The following is a 20,093-nucleotide window of genomic DNA, read 5'->3' as shown; positions in this document are numbered from 1 at the left end:
CTTCCTAAGCTTAGTCTGCATCAACTGAGGATGCCATGGCTTGAACTCCCGTAAGAAAGCCGTCGCTTAAGGTAACCGATTTAAAGCAGGCACTTATAAACTATCGCCACCACTTTGGTTGGTTCGCCCATATCCGTTTGCAGCCACACTATATGGGTGCCTCCTAACTCTTCTCCTTGTAAGGCGGCGGATTGTTTTGCTTCGGCAAGGTTATTGGCATGGCGACTCACACCTGTGACTAGCGCAAAACTGTCACAGTGAGTCACTTCAAAATCATAGGCTTCGTTAATACGCCGTGGTAATTGAGGGGGTTCTAAGGCGCAACTTGTGAGAAAAAAGATAAGGCAAATCCCTGATAAGGCACATTTAAACAAAACAGTTTATCCAATTGTTAAATCCTAAATAGGCGGGCGAACATAACGAATTCGATTCAACTTAATTGTGAAGCAACTCACATCCCTTTAACGACAACCAATACACTAAGTTACAAATATTAATTTGATTTCATATAGTTATATAAAGGTTTGATAATCATCATGGATGATAAGCTTTGATTAATTATCTCGAGCCTCATTTACACTTGTAAAAAAGGGAGTCAATCGACTCCCTTTTACCTGTTGCTTAATGGCGATTCGCCGCCTCAGCTTAACACCGCAAATAAATGTGACTTTAACTGAGCAAAATCGGCGGCTAATTCAGCCGAGAGTATGGGTTTATGCTCCACCGCTTTAAGTTCTGCAGGCAGAGGTAAATCGAGGTTAAGCTCTCTATCTACGACGTCCTTAAACTTGGCAGGATGCGCCGTACCTAAAAATATTCCCACTTCATCAGGCACTAAGTTAAGCGTTAAGGCTCTGGCTGCAATCGCTGCATGGGGTTCGGACACATAACCTTTGTCATGTAACTCCGCCAACGCCTCCGAGGTTTGCGCCTCTGATAAACGAATCCCCACTAGGTCCGCCAATGGCCAACCGAGTTTCTCGCAAATGGCCTCGACGCGCGGCCAGTTACTTGGCTCGCTCACATCCATCGCATTGGACATAGTCGCTTGAGTAGGATTAGGCTGCCAATCACCACTCTCTAAATAACGTGGGACAGTGTCATTGGCGTTGGTGGCGGCAATAAAACGTTTAACAGGTAAGCCCATGGCTTTGGCAAACAAGCCAGCGGTGAGATTACCAAAATTACCACTGGGCACGGCAATCACAGGATCGGCCTCATGGCGCTGTTTCGATTGGGCGACCGCTTCAAAGTAATAACAAATCTGTGCCAGCAAACGGCTGATATTGATTGAGTTGGCCGAGTTTAAATGCAAGCCATCACGCACATCGCTATCTTCAAAAGCCTGTTTGACTAAGTGCTGGCAAGCATCGAAATCGGACGCCACTGCCACAGTGTGAATGTTCTTACCTAAGGTGGTGAACATCTTTTCCTGTAGCTCACTGATTTTGCCCTTAGGATAGAGCACGACTACATTGACTTTATCTAGGCCGTAAAAGGCATCGGCCACAGCCGCCCCAGTATCACCCGAGGTCGCGGTTAGAATGGTTAAGCGCGAGTCTTGGGTAAAGGCATTGATGCATTGCGCCATAAAGCGCGCACCAAAATCCTTGAATGCTAAAGTTGGCCCATGGAAAAGCTCAAGGCACGAGCGCTGCTCATCGACCGCCACCAAGGGCAAATCGAAATTAAAGGCACGCTCGACCAGTTTATCTACCGCGTCTTGCCCAAGCTCTGAGGCAAGCCAAGCGCCGAGTACTTTTTTACTGCGCTCGACAAAAGGCATCGCCAGCAGCGCCTCGATATCGTGCAACACAGGGATTTGAGTAGGAAAAAACAGCCCTCTGTCTTTACCGAGTCCTAATTGCACCGCTTCCTTAAAGCTCACTTTCTGCGAAGGGTGTTTTAAATTATATAGTTCCATGCTCACTCGACCTTATCAGTGCCAAGCCGTTAGGCTTGGGCTTAATGCTTTTAAAAGTAAGAAAATTAATCGACTCGGCGCGTACCTTGCTCATCGAGGCGGCACACATGGGCAAAGCCCCCCGCTTCAGTCAGATAATGAGCCTCTAACCACGCCTTGGCGGCGTTAGCGGTCGCAAGATCGTCTGTTACCGAAAACAGCGTTGGCCCACTGCCGGAGATGCCAGTGGTTAACATGCCTAATTCGGCCAGCGCCGCCCTAGCATTGTCATAACCCGGTATCGCCGCCGCGCGGTAAGGTTCGGCCAACACATCCTTCAAGACTTGAATCGCAAGCTTGGCGTTTTGCTGATAAGAAGCGTGTACAAAGGCACTCAAATAACGCCCAAAATCGATGGCCACGGACTTATCATATTGTTCTGGCATGAGTTTACGCATCATTGCCGTTGAGAGTGAAATCCCAGGATACGCCACCACCCAATACCATTGTTTAAAACTGGGAATCGACTCACAGATAGCACCAGGCACATTGAGCATCAGCTGCATGCCGCCTAAATAACAGGGCGCGACGTTGTCGTAATGCACGCTACCGCTGATCTTGCCCTCAAACTCGCCCATGAGTTCGAGAAGCGCTTGCTTATCGTATGGACGCTCAAAATGCTCGTTAAGCGCGTAAAGCGCTGCAACCACAGAACTGGCGCTCGAACCTAAGCCACTGCCGACGGGCAAGTTTTTTTCTAGGGTTAATGCCACGCCTTGGTTTTCTTTCCCAAGGGCTTTTAAGAAAAACACCGCACATTGATGGACGATATTCTCCTCAGGATTGCTGGGTAACTTATGCGCCCAAGCTCCCACTTGAGTGAGGCTCACCCCCGCATCCGCCGCCGCAATAGTGACTCTATCGCCTAGTAAACTGCCATCGATGGGCGCAAGTGCTGCGCCCAATAAATCAAAGCCCACACCCACATTACCCATAGAGGCGGGAGCGTAAACGGTCAAACTCATACACTCACCTCACGAGTCCAATTTAAGGTTCTTAATACATCGGCAAAGGCGCCGGCCGCTGTCACTTCTGTACCCGCACCGTATCCACGTAATACAAAAGGAATCGGCTGATAATAACGGCTGTAGAATGCCAGGGCATTTTCACCACCTTTTACGCTGTAGAGCGGATCGGTAGCATCGACTTCGGTGATACGCACATAACACGCGCCTTCTTCAATCTGCCCCACATAACGCAGCACTTTACCCTGCGCTTTCGCCTCTGCCACTCGCGCCGCAATCGCCGCATCTGCCTCGGTTAAACGCGCCATAAAACTTTCCACATCGCCTGAATCATCAAAATCGTCAGGTAAGACTGAGTCGACAACGATATCGCTTAGCTCAAGTTTCAAACCCACTTCACGGGCCAAAATCAGCACTTTACGCGCCACATCCATACCACTTAAATCATCACGGGGATCGGGCTCGGTAAAGCATTTTTCCCGCGCCAGTTTAGTCGCTTCTGACAGCGTCATACCCTCATCGAGTTTACCGAAGATAAAGGATAAGGAGCCTGACAAAATACCGTTAAACTTGTGTAACTTATCGCCAGCAAATAACAGTTTTTTCAAATTATCGATAACGGGCAATCCGGCGCCAACGTTGGTCTCATACAAGAACTGACGACGTTGTTTCAAGGCTGTTTGACGCAGTGCTTGGTAGTAAGCGTAGTCTCGAGTATTGGCCTTCTTATTTGGCGTCACCACGTGCATGCCCGCATTCATCACCTCTAAATACTGGTTCGACACTTGCTCGCTTGAAGTACAATCCACCAGCACAGGGTTTAATAACTGTTGCTCTTTCACCCAAGCCAATAGCGCAGGCAGATCGCTTGGCTGCTGACTGTCGGCAAGCAGGTTTTGCCAATTGTTTAAATCGATACCCGCGCTATCGAGTAACATCTTGCTTGAATTCACGATGCCGCAGACACGAATGCTAATGTGCTGTTCTTTTAACACGCTCGCCTGATGTTTGATTTGCTCGAGTAAGCCTGCACCAACATTGCCGCAACCCACTAAAAACACATCCAAATATTGCTGCACATCGAAAAAGCCTTGATGACAAGCCGCTACCGCATGCTTGGTCTTTCGCTGCTCGATTACCGTTGAAATAGAACGTTCAGAAGAGCCTTGCGCAATCGCGATGATATTCACACTCGCCTGCGCTAACGCTTGGAAAAACCTCGCCGCCACACCTTTATGGGTACGCATGCCATCACCGATCAAGGAGACGATTGCTAAGTCATGGCGCATTTCAATCGGCTCGAGTAAGTCACTTTTGATTTCTAGTTCAAACTCTTGCTCCAGCGCCGATTTCACCTTGGCCGCATCGCTAGTCGCCACACAAAAGCTGATGCTGTATTCGCAAGAACTCTGGGTGATGAGTGACACGGAAACGCCACTACGGGAAATTGCCGCCAGCGTGCGGCTCGCCATGCCGACCATGCCCTTCATGCCTGGGCCTGATACATCAAACATGGTTTGATTATCCAGATTAGAAATTGCCTTCACCTGCAGACCGCTTTCATCGGCCTGATTCGATACCAGAGTGCCAGGCGCATCGGGGTTAAAACTGTTTTTGATATAACAGGGAATATGAAACTGAGCGATAGGCGCAATGGTTTTAGGATGCAGCACCTTAGCCCCAAAATAAGACAGCTCCATCGCCTCTTGATAACTGAGCTGTGACAACAATTTAGCATCGGTGACAACCCGAGGATCGGTGTTGTATATGCCGTCAACGTCGGTCCAAATCTCACAACTTGAAGCATCTAAACAAGCGGCCAGCACGGCTGCGGAATAGTCAGAGCCGTTACGGCCTAAGGTCACGACCTTGCCGTCTTCATCGGCGGCAGTAAAGCCGGGCATCACCCAAACCCGTTTTTCATCGAGGGCAAGATTTTTGAATCGCGGTTTACTGACGGCAATATCCACCACGGACTCGAGCGGACGACCACGGCCTAAAAACAACTCACGTGGGTCTAGCTGCGATGAAGTAATACCTTTTGCCAGCATGACTTGCTCCATCAAAGCAGCAGACAAACGCTCGCCAGCAACAACGATTTCGGCGCGCACCCCGTCAGGGCATTCCTGCAGCAGCGTAATACCGCGTAATCTGTCCTGCCAACGTGCAAGCTGCGCACTCAGTCCGGCGAACAACACTTCGCTTTGACTGCTCGAGAGTCCAGAACTGACCGCATCCTGATAGAGCGAAGTAAACACCCGCTCAACGTGTTGAATGACTGGCGAATAATCTTCCCCTTTTACCGCCACATCCACCATTTCTAGCAAGGCGTTTGTCACTGTCGCGGGCGCAGAGAGCACTGTAGCCACAGGTTCTGCTTTCGCCGCCTTGGCCACGATATCCGCCGCCATTGAAAATCGCTGCCAATTTGCAAGCGAGGTACCACCAAATTTCATTACTTTCATCTTGATCTCCTGTACCGCGCCCGACTAAGAAACATAAGCTAGAAACAAAAAAGCCCGCTTCTTTGTGGGAAGCGGGCTCGTCGTTAAAATTCTTTAGGGTGTATCAGCCCGCCCCCACTCTGGTTGTAGTGGTGGTTGTAATAATGGTAATTACTACAAAACCTAGGCTATGCATACGTTTGGGCTAATCCATGTCAATGTGATGTAAAACAGAATTGCCTTTTTCACCTAGCCTTGTCAACCCCCTAACTGGATTATTTATGAACAAATCTTTCACAGCCTCAAATTCGCCTCTTAACATTCATTAATATCAAGTTTTCCTAGGGTAAAAATGCGATTTCATCAATAGAAAACTGTTGACGTAAACGTAATGCTGCACAAATACATCTATTTTTAAACATTTAAATTCAATCAATTATATCAAGCATGTCGTAATGCCTTTAGATTAGGCTATGTAAACCCACTTTCGAGGCCAACAAACCACAAGCGATATCCATCAACAATTTGGCGTAAATTTCTCTCCAAATGGCTGTTCATCACGCCAACAAAAAGCTGTGCGATATCTAACATAAGCAACTTCAAATTATCGCCAGCGCCCCAAAAGCACGTTATTATGCGCGCACATTCCGAACCGGAGGCGATATGAAGATCACCCAACACAGCGCGGTAACCATTCATTACCGTTTATCAGATCAAGACGGCAGACTTTTAGAAGACTCTTTTGATGCCGAACCTATGCTCTATCTGCACGGTGCAGAAAACCTGATCCCAGGATTAGAAGCTGCATTAGAAGGTAAAACCAAGGGCGAAACACTGGATGTGACTATTAGTGCCGAAGAAGCCTACGGTCCTTACCACGATGGTCTGCGTCAAGCTGTGCCATTAGAAGCATTCGGTGATATCGAAGATATCGTTCCTGGTATGCGCTTTATTGCCGAGACAGAAATGGGTCAACGCCCAGTGCAAGTTGTCGAAGTCAAAGATGATGTGGTCATCGTTGATGGCAACCATCCTTTAGCGGGCCAAGCTCTGAGCTTCAACATTGAAATTATCGATGTTCGCGCTGCAACTGCAGAAGAAGTTGCCCATGGCCATATCCATGCCCACGGCGGATGTGGTAGCCATGGACACAGCCATGATCATGACCACGGCGGCGGATGCTGTGGTGGTTCAAGCCAAGATGCGGGTGGCTGTTGTGGCGGTTCTGATGATCATGGTCATCATCACCATGACCACGATCATGAAGCGTGCGACACACCCAAAACAGGTTGTGATGGCAATGGCGGTTGCGGTTGCCGCGGCTAATCGAGGTCGTAACGCGTAAAGCTCACTAACCCGAGCAAGATAATGAAGCACTTCCTTACATAAGGAGGTGCTTTTTTTATCAACAAATGTTTATAATCTAAAGGTAAACACGGAAGTTTTAGATAGATTCAGCATTTTTAACTGGAATATTAGGGTTTTAAACCTATTTCGATATCATGCGACGGAGTGCATATGTTAACAAAACCGGTATATGAAGCTTTACCTTATGGTTATATGGCATTAGGCATCGCAAGCTTTATGCTGCTCGACCCCAATTATGCTTTGATTGCTGCAGCAGTCATCTTTGTGCTTGGCGCAAGAATTTACACTATGCGCTCCCAAAACCGTCGTACCGACCCTATCAAACGTAGTAAATCAGGCGGGATCCCTAAGATGATTTATGACCTATTACCCTTCCTATACTTGCTCGGTGCATTGTCGATCTTTAAGTTTTTACCCGAAAAGTTTTACCCATTTATTAGCCATATTACTCTTAAGCTACAGCTTCTACATTCTGGTAAGACGTACGCTTTATCGTCGTCATAAGTTGCCTGTCACCCCAGTGTTTTAAGCAATTAAAGATAAAGACATCACGGCGACCTTATTTGATGAGCTGTTGAATTTTTTCTCTATGGCTGGGTGCCATATTCTTTAAATAGTTTGAACAGCGTGTAATCGTGGCGATGCTGACCTCGTATTCCGCCGCGATTTGCCGCTGGCTCATCTCACCATCGAGTAATAATTGAAATACCTTTAATCGTCCCGCGATCGCACTGCGCTCTTCTTCTGTCAGCAATAAATGGAACAACACTGAGAGTTCTTCATAGTTTCCATGGCTCAATATTTTCTCTAAAACTAAGTCCCAATTGGCTCGCATAATCGCCCCAGTAGCATTGTTTAAGCATTACAACGGCAGTTTAGCAGATTTACTCAACCAACAAATAACTTGTTACGTTTATCCCTCCTGCCTAGACAAAAACTGACAAAAATGCTTCTAGTACATTGAGTTAATTTGTGTACAATAGGAGCGCAATGTCACACTTCGACGCTAATTTGTGAGAATACGATGAAAAAATTACTCCTGACTCTCGTTGCCGGTACCTTATTGGCTTCAACTGCACAAGCACACAATTTTGAAGATGCGAAAGACGCGATTGAATATCGCCAATCTGCATTTGGCCTGATTGCTTATAACTTTGGCGATATGGGCGCAATGATGAAAGGCAAGAAACCTTTCGAAGCTGAAACCTTCGCAATGCGCGCCAACAATGTTGCCGCTCTTTCGCACATTCCTTTCGAAGGCTTTATTGAAGGTTCAGATAAAGGCGATACCGAAGCGCTAGCCAAAGTATGGCAAGATAAGGCTGACTTCGACGCTAAGATGAAAACCTTCCAAGAAAATGCCGCTATTTTAGCGACTGTGGCTCAAAAAGGTGACCAAGCTGAAATCAAGCAAGCCTTTATGAACACTGGCAAGAGCTGTAAAGGCTGTCACGACGTGTACAAAAAAGACTAATTACGCGTTGTAATGTCTAATAAAAAAGCCTGCTACATGCAGGCTTTTTTTATGTTCAGCATTGGCTAGAGCACTTGTACTATGGGCCACATCAAATAGGTAAACACCACTCCAGCGATGATTAACAGCACGATTAAGGCCAACCAGTGTGATTTAAACACCAACTGAGTTTCAGATTCGGCGTGCTCAACCTTAGACACCCGTTTATAACCGCTGAGCATGGCTCCCACTAATTTGTCACCTTTAAGCGCGTGTACAACGACAGCCAACACATGCACGGCACTCAAGGCTAAGATGAGGTTGAAATTCATTTTATGCAACCAAGTGAGAAACGAAGCAGTATCAGCACTCACATAGCGGTACAGTGGACCTTCGGTAAACACATCATCGGTAGCAAAGAGTCCAGTGATTAGCTGTAAGCTAATAATGGCAATCAACACAATCACCATATAACCGCCCATCGGGTTATGCCCTAAAACCACTGACACGCCCTTTGCGCGAACATCTTTCAAATATTCAAACACCACCTTGGGATGATGCACGAAGTGACTAAACCTCGCAGTATCACTGCCAATCAAGCCCCATAAAAGCCGAAAGCCAATCAAAATCAACAAACTATAAGCAAAGATCTGGTGCCATTGCATTTCGCCCACTTCGGCACTCCACCAGAGTAAGGCCATGAGGGCCACCATGCCCCAGTGAAAAAAGCGTGTGGGTAAATCCCAGACTTTAACTTTGATATGTTCGGTTTCCATAATACCTGCCACTCGACTGAGCAATGAAATAAGTGAAGGTATTTTATCGGGATCTAATGAAAAACTTAAAGTAAAGATAGGTAAATGATGGGAAAGACTGCGTAGTTATCCCATCAAATATGGCCTGTTCCGATAACCAATTCAAGCCTTTTCGACCAAGAATCCTCGAGATTTGTCTAAGCGATCAAATAACCAACGAACAGAACTGAACGGGGTAAAAAATGTGATTTAGATCTCGTTTTTAAGGGTGTAGATTGGTAATCTGAAATCGAAGGAAACAAATAGAAGGTGCAACATATGCTAAAGATTACGAGCAAACAACTAGAAGTCACTGCCCCAATCCGTGAACGCATTGAAAGCCGTTTTGACAAACTTTCTAGGCACGATGTGCAGTTGATTAATCCCCATGTCATCATCACAGAGGAGAAACCTGGTTTCAAAATTGAAGCATCGGTTGGCATCCCAAATGGAGAACTTTTTGCTCAAGCAAAACACGACAATCTTTATGCAGCCATTACGGCCATGGGTCAAAAATTAGAGAAACAACTCAATCGATTAACCCATAAACCTGAAGCACAACGTTTCGCATCCATTGCTCATCCCGAAGACGCTGTTAATGTCGAGGATGATTACGAGGAGGAAGATGCAGCTTAAGTTACTCGATGTTAGTGCGAGACCACATCACTTCGAGAGCATAAAGTAGATAAGGTTTAATAGGTCACATTTTTAGCAAAAGTTTGATAGACCATCCTAATGGTCAGTAAAAAGAGTGTGAACCTTTAAATAACTACTACACTTTACTAAGTGACAGCAGAATCGAAGTGATGTGAATTTCAACTTAAAAGCGTTAAATATCACCATAAGAAGGAGTACGCCGCCACACAAAACTCATACTCAAAAATAGTGACACAGGCAGTTACATTAAGGCAGTTACATTAAGACAGTCACATAAATTAAGTAACGCCAAGCAGTAATATTTATGCGTTTTCCCTCTGATGATCAAATGAGATGCGAGGTTACTAAAAAATAGAGACCGATGACCAGCAACTAACGACAAACGCACTAAAAGGGTGTTAACACACGAGTCGATCATAAAGGAGTAACCTACTACATCATATTGCCAATTTTAGTCTTACACACTCTTTGAGCCCAAATGTAACAATCAAGAGGAGGACGTCAGCAATAGAGCCACATAGCTACCATGAAAGACCACTTTAGGTGAATTAGCTTCTTAACAGTCAAACAATATGAGGAGGTTAATAGCGTTATCGGTAATATGAGCAAGTGGGCATATTACAAATAGTGAGTAAAAAAGAATTTAGATAACACGGAACAAGGCGAGCTGCTTAACAGCAAAATACCCAGTACCTTTTTGAGTACTAATATCAGCCAGATTCCTTTATTTATATTCTGTAGTGTAATCGTAAGTGAAAATGTAAGTTAAAATTGTAAGTTGAAAGTGAGTTAACCTGCTGAATAAACAAAATCTAATGCAATATGTGTTGTTTATTCACAAAACGTCAATAAATCCTTTAATAACAATGCTCAATAACCTAGGAGGAATAGTTTGTTTGACCAGTCTTTCAACCAGCGCACCTTCGGGTGCGCTTTGCTTTTATATCCCGAAAACCCATAGTCGTTTAACCATTAGTCTTAGCCTTAAGCGAGTACTTAAGCTGTGCACATTTGGCACAGTAACGGCTTAAGCCAACCCCTGTCCCCGCTGCTCAATCTCCCGCGAAAAACCCCGAAGCTAAACGTTAACCCCGCTTGAGTTTTAGTGTAGACTTACCCGTTCGTCTATAACTTTAAGCAAGGCATTGAAATCATGACTCAAGCGCTGTTTTATTTACTGCCGCCGATGGGCGTGAACACGGCCCTTAATGACATGTATCAATTGGCTTGCCGTCTAGCCCAACAGGGATTTATAAACCAGCAGCAGGTCTATATTCACTGTCAGGACAAGAACATCGCCTTCGAAATCGACGAGTTACTATGGCAGTTTGAACCCAGTGCATTTGTCCCCCATAACCTCAAAGGTGAAGGCCCCACCACAGGCTCACCCGTTGAAATCGGTTTTGACAGACTCGGCCCAAACAAAAGTCGCCAACTTCTGATTAATCTTGCAGACCAAGTACCTCCGTTTGCGGTAAACTTTGGTCAAATCTTCGATTTTGTGGCTAATGACGACCAACATAAAGCGATAGCACGTGAACGCTACCGCCAATATCGTGGCTTAGGGATTGAATTAACAACCCAAAATTTAGCAACACATCCACTTAATTTAGCTTGAGACAGATACGTTCCCATGGAAAAAACATACGATCCTCAGTCCATTGAGCAGACTCTTTACCAAAACTGGGAAGAGCAAGGTTACTTTAAGCCCCACGGCGATGCCTCACAAGGCAACTATTGCATCATGATCCCGCCACCTAACGTGACGGGCAGCTTGCACATGGGCCACGCTTTCCAAGATACCATCATGGATACACTGATCCGCTACCAACGTATGAAGGGTAAAAACACCCTGTGGCAAGTCGGTACTGACCATGCGGGTATTGCGACTCAAATGCTGGTTGAGCGTAAGCTTGAAGCCGAAGAAGGCAAGAGCCGCCATGACCTTGGCCGCGATGCTTTTATGGAAAAAGTATGGGAATGGAAAGCGCAATCTGGCGGCACCATCACTAAGCAGCTGCGTCGTATGGGCGCCTCAGTGGATTGGGACCGTGAGCGCTTCACTATGGACGAAGGCTTGTCTAAAGCCGTACAAGAAGTGTTTGTCCGTCTCTATGAAGATGATTTGATTTACCGTGGTAAACGTTTAGTGAACTGGGATCCTAAACTACATACCGCGATTTCTGATCTCGAAGTGGAAAACAAAGAAAAGCAAGGCCACATGTGGCATCTGCGTTATCCATTAGCCGATGGCGAGCTGACTGCCGACGGTAAAGATTACCTCGAAGTCGCCACCACGCGTCCAGAAACTATGCTGGGCGATAGCGCAGTTGCTGTTCATCCAGACGATGAGCGTTATCAAGCGCTGATCGGCAAATTTATTCTGCTGCCAATTGTTAATCGTCGCATCCCTATCGTTGCCGATGACTATGTAGACATGGAGTTTGGCACAGGCTGTGTGAAGATCACTCCTGCCCACGACTTTAACGACTATGAAGTCGGTAAACGTCACAAACTTCCTATGTTCAACGTGTTGACCTTAGATGCAGCCATTCGTGCATCCGCTGAAGTCGTCAATACCGATGGCACCATCAACACTAGCTTAGATGGTAGCCTGCCAGAGCGTTTCGCAGGCCTTGATCGTTTCAAAGCTCGTGATGCTATCGTGGCCGAATTTGAAACCTTAGGTCTGCTCGAAAAAATCGCGCCACACGGCCTAAAAGTGCCCTACGGTGACCGCTCTGGCGTAGTAATCGAACCTATGCTGACCGACCAATGGTACGTCGCCGTTGCACCTATGGCGAAAACCGCTATCGAAGCCGTTGAAAATGGCGACATTAAATTTGTGCCGCAGCAGTACGAAAACATGTACTTCTCTTGGATGCGCGACATTCAAGATTGGTGTATCTCTCGCCAATTATGGTGGGGTCACCGCATCCCCGCTTGGTACGATGCGAACGGTAAGGTGTATGTTGGCCGTAACGAAGCTGAAGTGCGTGCTAAGCACAATATCGATGATGCAATCGCCCTGCGCCAAGATGAAGACGTACTAGATACCTGGTTCAGCTCTGCCCTGTGGACATTCTCAACCTTAGGCTGGCCTGACAATGTTGAAGATTTAAAAACCTTCCACCCGACCGACGTGTTGGTGACGGGTTTTGACATCATCTTCTTCTGGGTTGCCCGTATGATCATGATGACCATGCACTTCATCAAAGATGAAGACGGTAAGCCACAGGTGCCATTTAAAACCGTTTATGTGACAGGCCTTATCCGCGATGAAGCGGGTAACAAGATGTCAAAATCTAAGGGCAACGTACTTGACCCATTGGATATGATTGACGGTATCGATCTAGAAGCCCTAGTTGAAAAACGCACTGGCAACATGATGCAACCTCAACTCGCCGCCAAGATCGAAAAGAGCACCCGTAAAGAATTTGAAAATGGCATCGAAGCCCACGGTACCGATGCCCTGCGCTTTACCCTAGCGGCAATGGCCTCAACTGGCCGTGATATCAACTGGGACATGAAGCGTTTAGACGGTTACCGCAGCTTCTGTAACAAGCTTTGGAACGCATCACGTTACGTGCTGATGAATACCGAAGGCCAAGATTGCGGCCCGAACTCACCGGATTACCAAGGCGGTGAGATGGAATTGTCACTGGCAGATCGCTGGATTATCGGTTTATTCAACCAAACCGTGAAAACCTGCGACGACCACATGGCAAACTACCGCTTCGACCTTGCAGCGAACACACTGTACGAGTTCACTTGGAACCAGTTCTGCGATTGGTATTTAGAGTTAACTAAACCCGTACTGCAAAACGGCAATGAAGCGCAAATGCGTGGCACCCGCCATACGCTGGTCAATGTGTTAGAGGCGATGCAACGTCTGATGCACCCTATGATGCCATACATCACTGAAACCATCTGGCAACGCGTTAAACCACTGACAGGCGCTCAAGGCGACACCATCATGCTGGCACCATTCCCAAGCTACGATGCAGCCAAAGTAGATGCGACCGCGATGGCCGATCTCGAGTGGGTTAAGCAAGTGATTGTTGCAGTACGTAATATCCGTGCCGAACTCAATATTGCGCCTTCTAAGCCATTAAATGCCCTACTGCGTGGCGTGAGTGCCCAAGATCAAGCCCGTGTTGAAGCGAACCAAGCCTTCTTTACAACGCTTGCGCGCTTAGAGAGCATGACGATTCTTGGCGAAGGTGAAACAGCGCCTATGTCGACCACAGGTCTGATTGGCGAAATGGAATTATTGATTCCGATGGCAGGTCTGGTGGATGTCGCGGCTGAAATGGCTCGCATCGACAAGCAGCTTGAGAAGCTGACTCAAGAGATTGCTCGTATCGAAGGTAAATTATCGAATGAAGGCTTCGTGGCGAAAGCACCGCCAGCCGTCATTGATAAAGAACGCGCCAAGATGGCCGATCTGAGCCGTGATATGGACAAACTAAAAGAGCAAAAAGCCGAGTTTGCTAAGCTAGAAGCCTAATCACGACATCTACGCTAAAAAGGGCTGTATTTTACAGCCCTTTTTATTTCCCCTGACCCGTCCTAAATAGCGTTACACTCTGCAAACCTCTCTCAGGACTCACCCTAAGACGCAATGTCACTCATCAATCCCTTGTTCCATGCTTATCTCTTCGTCTCTTTTACCGCTCAGCTTGCGAGTCAAGATAACCCTTACAGCTATCTCTTTATCAGGCGCTAAACAGTAAGCCAGCGCGAAAACATCATCGCTTAAGGCATAGGTATTCAAACAAGCATAACGTGGCATAAGAGGCGGATTATCAAGATTATAAAGCACGGGAAGAGATAAGGATTAATGCGAAATTAAGCAGAAAAATTCCATTAAAAAAGCCCTGCAATTGCTTGCAGGGCTTATCTAAATCTAACTAAGTAGATGGTGCGCGTGGAAGGATTCGAACCTCCGACCGCCTGGTTCGTAGCCAGGTACTCTATCCAGCTGAGCTACACGCGCTTAAATACTGGGTAAGTTGCCACCTTACCGATAGACTTGAGTCTAGAAGAAGCACTTAAGTCTCGCAAATTAAATCTATTCACTAGGAATAGAATGGCGGAGAAGGAGGGATTCGAACCCTCGATGGGAGATAAAGCCCATACTCCCTTAGCAGGGGAGCGCCTTCGGCCACTCGGCCACCTCTCCGAAAAATCTGCATTTGTAAGCTAATGCTTACTAAAATGGTGCGCGTGGAAGGATTCGAACCTCCGACCGCCTGGTTCGTAGCCAGGTACTCTATCCAGCTGAGCTACACGCGCGATTTTTGCGTTTTGCTAACAAAGCTAAAGCTCTGTCGGCGAATTGGTGCGCATGGAAGGAGTCGAACCTCCGACCGCCTGGTTCGTAGCCAGGTACTCTATCCAGCTGAGCTACATGCGCATTTTTAACTGTTATCTCAACACATTCGCATTGAGATTGAATATGGTGCGCGTGGAAGGATTCGAACCTCCGACCGCCTGGTTCGTAGCCAGGTACTCTATCCAGCTGAGCTACACGCGCTTAAAACACTTACTTGAAGCACTAATTACAAAATTTCGTCTGAAATTCAAACCTGATGAGTTAAACATAACTAATGCAGAGATGGTGCGCATGGAAGGAGTCGAACCTCCGACCGCCTGGTTCGTAGCCAGGTACTCTATCCAGCTGAGCTACATGCGCGACTTGTATCTATCTTGCTTCAATAAAATGGTGCGCGTGGAAGGATTCGAACCTCCGACCGCCTGGTTCGTAGCCAGGTACTCTATCCAGCTGAGCTACACGCGCAATTTTATCGGTAAGAAATGGCGGAGAAGGAGGGATTCGAACCCTCGATGGGAGATAAAGCCCATACTCCCTTAGCAGGGGAGCGCCTTCGGCCACTCGGCCACCTCTCCGTTTTCTTGGCGCACATATTACTGTTTGACGAAAATAAGTCAAACCCTTTTTCTGAAACAACTTCTGTTTGAAGCGTTTTTAATCACATTGCTGTTATATCCATCCAATGTGTTGATTTGCGCCAATCTTTCGGTTCAAAAAATAAAAAAGCCAGTTAAAAAACTGACTCTTCTATGTCGCTAATACTCGCCTAAGCGCCGTATTAAAAGTTACCACCTTCTGAAGGTGTACCTGATTTTTCAGATTGAATGCGTTGATAGATTTCTTCACGGTGGACAGAAACCTCTTTCGGTGCATTAACACCAATACGCACTTGATTGCCTTTTACCCCTAGCACTGTAACTGTGACTTCATCACCAATCATCAGTGTTTCGCCAACACGACGAGTCAAAATCAGCATTCGATAGCTCCTTTATGTCTTAATTCAGCTTACACACGGCACTCATCCGGTAGATGGGCATATTATAGGGTCAGCTGAGTACAAATTAATAGTATTCAATACTCAAACAGTTATTTAATTACACCTTATTTAGCTCGAAGGCGTGATGCAACGCTCGAACCGCCTTGTGTAAGTCCCTTTCATCGATCACAGTTGACAATTTACTCTCCGATGTCGAAAGTAACTTAGCATGGATTGTTTCATTACCCAATACATCTAACATCTTAGTCAATAATCCAACTTTTGCCTGTAAACCTTTGCCAACTAAAGACACTTTTGCACGTTGACGCTCAACAATCAATTGGCCTAGATCAAGACTTTCGCTTAAAAGCTCTAGCTCATGCAATAAAATATCGACCTTGGCTTCGGCCAGCATAAAACTGACACATTCGGCTGCTGAGGTTTCATTGAGCTTGAGCGGGGTAATAAACTCAACATCAATCTCAAGCCGTGCCAAGCAGGCTAATAGGGCTTGATAATGCTCACTGCTAGTAAATAAACCCTCGATGGTTAAGGTCGCGAGCGCCTTATTAATTGCAATACCTTGCACGGATGCGGCCATCGCCAGCTCTGATTCATCACCAAATTGGATCAATGTCCCATGGCCAGCCTCAAAGCTCGACAATACACGCAGTGGCACTTTAAAACGTTGTGCGTATTCAACCGAGTCGGGATGCAACACCTTGGCGCCGAGTTTTGCCATTTCTAGCATCACATCAAAACCAATCACATCGAGGCGTCTGGCACTACTATCGATATTCGGATCGGTCGTAAATACACCGGGTACATCGGTAAAGATTTGGCATTCATCGGCTTTTAACGCCGCAGCGAGTGCCACTGCCGTAGTATCAGAACCACCGCGCCCTAGGGTTGTTACATCACCATTGGGATCAATACCTTGAAAACCAGCCACAATCGGCACAATGCCATCGTTTAGCAAAGAGGTTAAGTATGCCGTATCGACACACTCAATACTCGCCCGACCAAACTGACTGTTTGTATGAATTTGGACTTGATCGCCAGTCAGGGATCTCGCGTTTATGCCGCGACGTTGTAACGCCATCGCCATTAACGCAATACTGATTTGCTCTCCCGTCGATACCAGCATATCGAGTTCCCGCGCACTCGCGCGGGGATCGATTTGCGCCGCAAGCGCAAATAGTCTGTTGGTCTCCCCTGCCATCGCAGAAAGCACCAAGACCTGCAGCTCACCATTGTGAGCGGACTTTGCAATTTGCTCGGCAACCACTTCGATGCGTTCAATCGAACCCACCGAAGTGCCACCAAACTTCTTCACAAAAAGCTTGCTACCACTAAGCTTTCGTTTTTCGAGCACAGCAACCTCTTAAGCTAAACGCTCAGTAATCCAAGGTAATACTTGAGACAGTGCCGCATCCAGATTTTCTGGCTGGCTACCACCCGCTTGGGCCATATCAGGGCGACCACCGCCTTTACCACCCACCTGTGCAGCAACCATAGCAACCAGTTCACCGGCCTTCACTTTAGCGACTAAGTCATTGCTCACGCCCGCGATAAGGTTCACTTTACCTTCTTGAGCCACACCGAGCAGGATAACGGCAGATTTCAGCTTTTGCTTTAACTCATCTTGCAGGCCACGCAGTGCACCTGCTTCAACGCCTTCAAGTTTCTTAATCAGCACATTTACGCCATTAACCACAACCGCATCACCGGCTAAATCCGCACTCGCTGCCGCAGCTAACTTATCTTTCAGTTGCTGCATGTCTTTTTCAAGTTGCTTCATTTTATCCAGTTGTGCTTTCAGCTTAGCCACAACAGATTGAGTATCGCCTTTAAGCAGTGCTGCTGCTTCTTCAAGTTGCGCTTGTTGCTGTGCCACATAGGCCATCGCCGCTGCGCCGGTTACCGCTTCGATACGGCGAACGCCCGCAGCGATACCACCTTCAGAAGTAATTTTGAACAGACCAATGTCACCGGTACGGCCAACGTGAGTACCACCACACAGCTCGATAGAGAAATCGCCCATAGTGACGACACGCACTTGTGCATCGTACTTCTCACCAAAGAGCGCCATAGCGCCTTTTTCTTTGGCTTCATCAATCGCCATTTCAGCGACTTTCAGCTCATGGTTACGGCGAATTTGGGTGTTAACTAACTCTTCAACCTGTTTCAATTCAGCAGGTTTGACCGCTTCGAAATGAGAGAAGTCGAAACGTAAACGCTCAGGGTCAACTAACGAACCTTTTTGAGTTACGTGAGTGCCCAACACTTGACGCAGTGCGGCGTGTAATAAGTGAGTCACAGAGTGGTTTAACTGAGTACGGTGTCGCAGTTTCTTATCCACTTTTGCTTCAAGTATTTGGCCAACGCTCAAGCTGCCAGCCGTTAACGTACCTTTGTGACCTGAAGCTTGACCAAACTTTTGCGTATCGCTAACAGCAAACTCAATACCTTGAGCCACTAATACGCCCTTGTCACCCACTTGGCCGCCCGATTCTGCATAGAAAGGCGTCACATCGAGCACGACTACGGCATCATCACCCGCATTGATTGCAGGAACTGACTCACCGTTTAGGTAAAGTGCTGTGACTTTGGCATTGCCTGTGAGTTCTGAGTAACCACAGAATGCAGTTTCAGCATCAATTTTCAGTGCCGCGTTGTAATCGGCGCCGAAGTTACCCGCGGCTTGCGCGCGGCTACGTTGTTCAGCCATCGCCGCTTCGAAACCTGCTTCATCGACGATAATGTTGCGCTCACGGCATACGTCGGCGGTTAAATCCACTGGGAAGCCATAGGTATCGTACAGTTTGAAGACAGTTTCACCGTCTAAGGTATCGCCCTGCAATTCGTTTAATGCGCTATCCAGAATACCTAAACCACGCTCAAGCGTACGGGCAAACTGCTCCTCTTCCGCTTTAAGGGCTTTTTCAACAATCACTTGGGTATCGGCAAGACCTTTAGCGGCATCGCCCATCACTTCGATTAGCGTCGGAACTAACTTGTAGAAGAAGGCTTCAGTTGCCCCTAACTTGTTACCGTGACGCACGGCGCGGCGAATAATACGACGCAGTACATAACCACGACCTTCGTTCGATGGCATCACACCATCGGCAACTAAGAAGGCACATGAACGAATATGATCGGCAATAACACGCAGCGACTTGTTAGATAAGTCAGTCACGCCGATGATTTCAGCCGCTTTAGCAATCAAGGCGCGGAAAATATCGATTTCGTAGTTTGAATGCACGCCCTGCATAATCGCAGCGATACGCTCAATCCCCATACCGGTATCGACGGAAGGTTTTGGCAGCGGCAACATTTCACCAGAGGCCTGGCGATTGTATTGCATGAATACTATGTTCCAGATTTCGATGAAACGGTCGCCATCTTCTTCTGGGCTACCAGGACGTCCGCCCCAAATATGATCGCCGTGATCGTAGAAAATTTCGGTACAAGGACCACAAGGACCTGTGTCACCCATTTGCCAGAAGTTATCTGAAGCGTATGGCGCACCCTTGTTATCGCCGATGCGAATGATGTTTTCAGCGGCAACACCAATCTTTTTATTCCAAATTTCAAAGGCTTCATCGTCTGTTTGGTAAACAGTCACACACAGACGTTCCTTTGGTAGCTTCAAGACTTCAGTCAGGAATGTCCAACCAAAACGAATCGCATCTTCTTTGAAATAATCACCAAAGCTGAAGTTACCCAGCATTTCGAAGAAAGTATGGTGACGCGCGGTGTAACCAACGTTATCTAAATCGTTGTGTTTACCACCCGCACGGACGCAGCGTTGGGCAGTGGTCGCACGTGTATAGCTACGTTTGTCCATGCCAAGAAACACGTCCTTGAACTGGTTCATACCGGCGTTGGTGAATAAAAGCGTGGGATCGTTGCCTGGTACAAGAGAACTACTGTCCACAACTTGGTGACCATTGCTGCGGAAAAATTCGAGGAAAGCACTTCTAAGCGCTGCTGTCGTTTGATACATGAAATCGTCCTGAATTGGGTAAGCATGACCAGCTACACCATAAGGTAGCCGTATTTCTATTTGCCCAGCATTATAAGCAGACTGAGGAAAGACGACCAGCCTTGAATAGCGATATAGGCTTAGGAA

At 47.0% G+C, this 20,093-nt stretch carries 14 protein-coding genes, 8 tRNA genes and 1 pseudogene; 6 read left to right on the top strand and 17 right to left on the bottom strand.

Annotated features, from left to right (window positions below):
- Positions 1–80 precede the first annotated feature (80 nt).
- The 4 genes from N5E87_RS05845 to thrA form a co-directional block, all read right to left on the bottom strand.
- Positions 81–374 carry a hypothetical protein gene (locus N5E87_RS05845; RefSeq protein WP_279775166.1) on the bottom strand — a complete coding sequence of 98 codons (294 nt, stop codon included), beginning with the start codon at positions 372–374 and terminating at the stop codon, positions 81–83.
- A gap of 266 nt (positions 375–640) precedes the next feature.
- Positions 641–1,924, bottom strand: coding sequence for a threonine synthase (gene thrC, locus N5E87_RS05840; protein WP_279775165.1), 1,284 nt, complete (start codon positions 1,922–1,924; stop codon positions 641–643).
- A 65-nt stretch (positions 1,925–1,989) separates the two neighbouring features.
- Entirely contained in the window at positions 1,990–2,928 is a 939-nt protein-coding gene (thrB, locus tag N5E87_RS05835) for a homoserine kinase (protein WP_279775164.1), read from the bottom strand.
- Positions 2,925–5,393: a bifunctional aspartate kinase/homoserine dehydrogenase I gene (gene thrA / locus N5E87_RS05830; protein ID WP_279775163.1), complete on the bottom strand. Its 2,469-nt coding sequence runs from the start codon at positions 5,391–5,393 to the stop codon at positions 2,925–2,927. Before thrA ends, thrB begins: the two co-directional genes overlap by 4 nt.
- Positions 5,394–6,035: 642 nt before the next feature.
- Between thrA and slyD the strand changes: the two genes are divergently transcribed.
- Positions 6,036–6,698, top strand: a complete 663-nt coding sequence (gene slyD, locus N5E87_RS05825; RefSeq protein WP_279767419.1) for a peptidylprolyl isomerase — start codon at positions 6,036–6,038, stop codon at positions 6,696–6,698.
- A gap of 192 nt (positions 6,699–6,890) precedes the next feature.
- Positions 6,891–7,269, top strand: a pseudogene (locus tag N5E87_RS05820) (hypothetical protein).
- A gap of 30 nt (positions 7,270–7,299) precedes the next feature.
- On the opposite strand, the gene trpR reads toward N5E87_RS05820, so the two are convergent.
- Positions 7,300–7,575 carry a trp operon repressor gene (trpR, locus tag N5E87_RS05815; protein WP_011621923.1) on the bottom strand — a complete coding sequence of 92 codons (276 nt, stop codon included), beginning with the start codon at positions 7,573–7,575 and terminating at the stop codon, positions 7,300–7,302.
- 189 nt (positions 7,576–7,764) lie between these two features.
- Here trpR and N5E87_RS05810 point away from each other — a divergent pair, with 189 nt between their 5' ends.
- The gene (locus N5E87_RS05810) at positions 7,765–8,214 is read left to right on the top strand and encodes a cytochrome c (RefSeq protein WP_011625579.1); all 450 of its coding nucleotides are present in this window, start codon (positions 7,765–7,767) and stop codon (positions 8,212–8,214) included.
- A 65-nt stretch (positions 8,215–8,279) separates the two neighbouring features.
- On the opposite strand, the gene N5E87_RS05805 is transcribed toward N5E87_RS05810, so the two are convergent.
- Positions 8,280–8,969, bottom strand: a complete 690-nt coding sequence (locus N5E87_RS05805) for a cytochrome b/b6 domain-containing protein (protein ID WP_088210800.1) — start codon at positions 8,967–8,969, stop codon at positions 8,280–8,282.
- Positions 8,970–9,266: 297 nt separating this feature from the next.
- Here N5E87_RS05805 and raiA point away from each other — a divergent pair, with 297 nt between their 5' ends.
- From raiA to N5E87_RS05790, 3 genes are all read left to right on the top strand, one after another.
- Positions 9,267–9,623 (top strand): ribosome-associated translation inhibitor RaiA, encoded by a 357-nt coding sequence (gene raiA / locus N5E87_RS05800; RefSeq protein ID WP_011621920.1) that lies wholly within the window; start codon positions 9,267–9,269, stop codon positions 9,621–9,623.
- Positions 9,624–10,797: 1,174 nt separating this feature from the next.
- Complete coding sequence (locus tag N5E87_RS05795) at positions 10,798–11,262, top strand: DNA polymerase III subunit chi (RefSeq protein ID WP_011716230.1); 465 nt, start codon at positions 10,798–10,800, stop codon at positions 11,260–11,262.
- 15 nt (positions 11,263–11,277) lie between these two features.
- Positions 11,278–14,154 carry a valine--tRNA ligase gene (locus N5E87_RS05790; protein WP_249554440.1) on the top strand — a complete coding sequence of 959 codons (2,877 nt, stop codon included), beginning with the start codon at positions 11,278–11,280 and terminating at the stop codon, positions 14,152–14,154.
- A 412-nt stretch (positions 14,155–14,566) separates the two neighbouring features.
- Here N5E87_RS05790 and N5E87_RS05785 read toward each other — a convergent pair.
- The 11 genes from N5E87_RS05785 to alaS all read right to left on the bottom strand — a co-directional run bounded on the left by N5E87_RS05785 (position 14,567) and on the right by alaS (position 19,967).
- A tRNA-Arg gene (locus tag N5E87_RS05785) sits at positions 14,567–14,643 on the bottom strand.
- 94 nt (positions 14,644–14,737) lie between these two features.
- Positions 14,738–14,829 (bottom strand) — tRNA-Ser (locus N5E87_RS05780).
- Positions 14,830–14,865: 36 nt separating this feature from the next.
- Positions 14,866–14,942: transfer RNA gene (locus N5E87_RS05775), tRNA-Arg, on the bottom strand.
- Positions 14,943–14,986: 44 nt separating this feature from the next.
- Positions 14,987–15,063, bottom strand: a tRNA-Arg gene (locus N5E87_RS05770).
- Between the two features lie 43 nt (positions 15,064–15,106).
- Positions 15,107–15,183 (bottom strand) — tRNA-Arg (locus N5E87_RS05765).
- A gap of 82 nt (positions 15,184–15,265) precedes the next feature.
- Positions 15,266–15,342 (bottom strand) — tRNA-Arg (locus N5E87_RS05760).
- Between the two features lie 28 nt (positions 15,343–15,370).
- Positions 15,371–15,447, bottom strand: a tRNA-Arg gene (locus N5E87_RS05755).
- Between the two features lie 18 nt (positions 15,448–15,465).
- Positions 15,466–15,557, bottom strand: a tRNA-Ser gene (locus tag N5E87_RS05750).
- A gap of 203 nt (positions 15,558–15,760) precedes the next feature.
- Entirely contained in the window at positions 15,761–15,958 is a 198-nt protein-coding gene (gene csrA, locus N5E87_RS05745) for a carbon storage regulator CsrA (RefSeq protein WP_006082602.1), read from the bottom strand.
- Positions 15,959–16,076: 118 nt separating this feature from the next.
- Positions 16,077–17,333 carry an aspartate kinase gene (locus N5E87_RS05740; RefSeq protein ID WP_279775161.1) on the bottom strand — a complete coding sequence of 419 codons (1,257 nt, stop codon included), beginning with the start codon at positions 17,331–17,333 and terminating at the stop codon, positions 16,077–16,079.
- Between the two features lie 9 nt (positions 17,334–17,342).
- Positions 17,343–19,967 carry an alanine--tRNA ligase gene (gene alaS / locus N5E87_RS05735; RefSeq protein WP_279775160.1) on the bottom strand — a complete coding sequence of 875 codons (2,625 nt, stop codon included), beginning with the start codon at positions 19,965–19,967 and terminating at the stop codon, positions 17,343–17,345.
- Positions 19,968–20,093 lie beyond the last annotated feature (126 nt).

The sequence above is a fragment of the Shewanella sp. GD03713 genome (genome assembly GCF_029843705.1).
Taxonomy (GTDB): Bacteria; Pseudomonadota; Gammaproteobacteria; order Enterobacterales; family Shewanellaceae; genus Shewanella.
This window is presented reverse-complemented; position numbering and strand designations above follow the sequence as displayed.

What these genes read in the sequence shown, in the direction of transcription:
- thrA (WP_279775163.1), bottom strand. Translation starts at nt 5,393, where the DNA reads ATGAAAGTAATGAAATTTGGTGGTACCTCGCTTGCAAATTGGCAGCGA.
- N5E87_RS05810 (WP_011625579.1), top strand. Translation starts at nt 7,765, where the DNA reads ATGAAAAAATTACTCCTGACTCTCGTTGCCGGTACCTTATTGGCTTCA.
- csrA (WP_006082602.1), bottom strand. Translation starts at nt 15,958, where the DNA reads ATGCTGATTTTGACTCGTCGTGTTGGCGAAACACTGATGATTGGTGAT.
- raiA (WP_011621920.1), top strand. Translation starts at nt 9,267, where the DNA reads ATGCTAAAGATTACGAGCAAACAACTAGAAGTCACTGCCCCAATCCGT.
- alaS (WP_279775160.1), bottom strand. Translation starts at nt 19,967, where the DNA reads ATGTATCAAACGACAGCAGCGCTTAGAAGTGCTTTCCTCGAATTTTTC.
- N5E87_RS05790 (WP_249554440.1), top strand. Translation starts at nt 11,278, where the DNA reads ATGGAAAAAACATACGATCCTCAGTCCATTGAGCAGACTCTTTACCAA.
- slyD (WP_279767419.1), top strand. Translation starts at nt 6,036, where the DNA reads ATGAAGATCACCCAACACAGCGCGGTAACCATTCATTACCGTTTATCA.
- thrC (WP_279775165.1), bottom strand. Translation starts at nt 1,924, where the DNA reads ATGGAACTATATAATTTAAAACACCCTTCGCAGAAAGTGAGCTTTAAG.
- N5E87_RS05795 (WP_011716230.1), top strand. Translation starts at nt 10,798, where the DNA reads ATGACTCAAGCGCTGTTTTATTTACTGCCGCCGATGGGCGTGAACACG.
- trpR (WP_011621923.1), bottom strand. Translation starts at nt 7,575, where the DNA reads ATGCGAGCCAATTGGGACTTAGTTTTAGAGAAAATATTGAGCCATGGA.
- N5E87_RS05805 (WP_088210800.1), bottom strand. Translation starts at nt 8,969, where the DNA reads ATGGAAACCGAACATATCAAAGTTAAAGTCTGGGATTTACCCACACGC.
- thrB (WP_279775164.1), bottom strand. Translation starts at nt 2,928, where the DNA reads ATGAGTTTGACCGTTTACGCTCCCGCCTCTATGGGTAATGTGGGTGTG.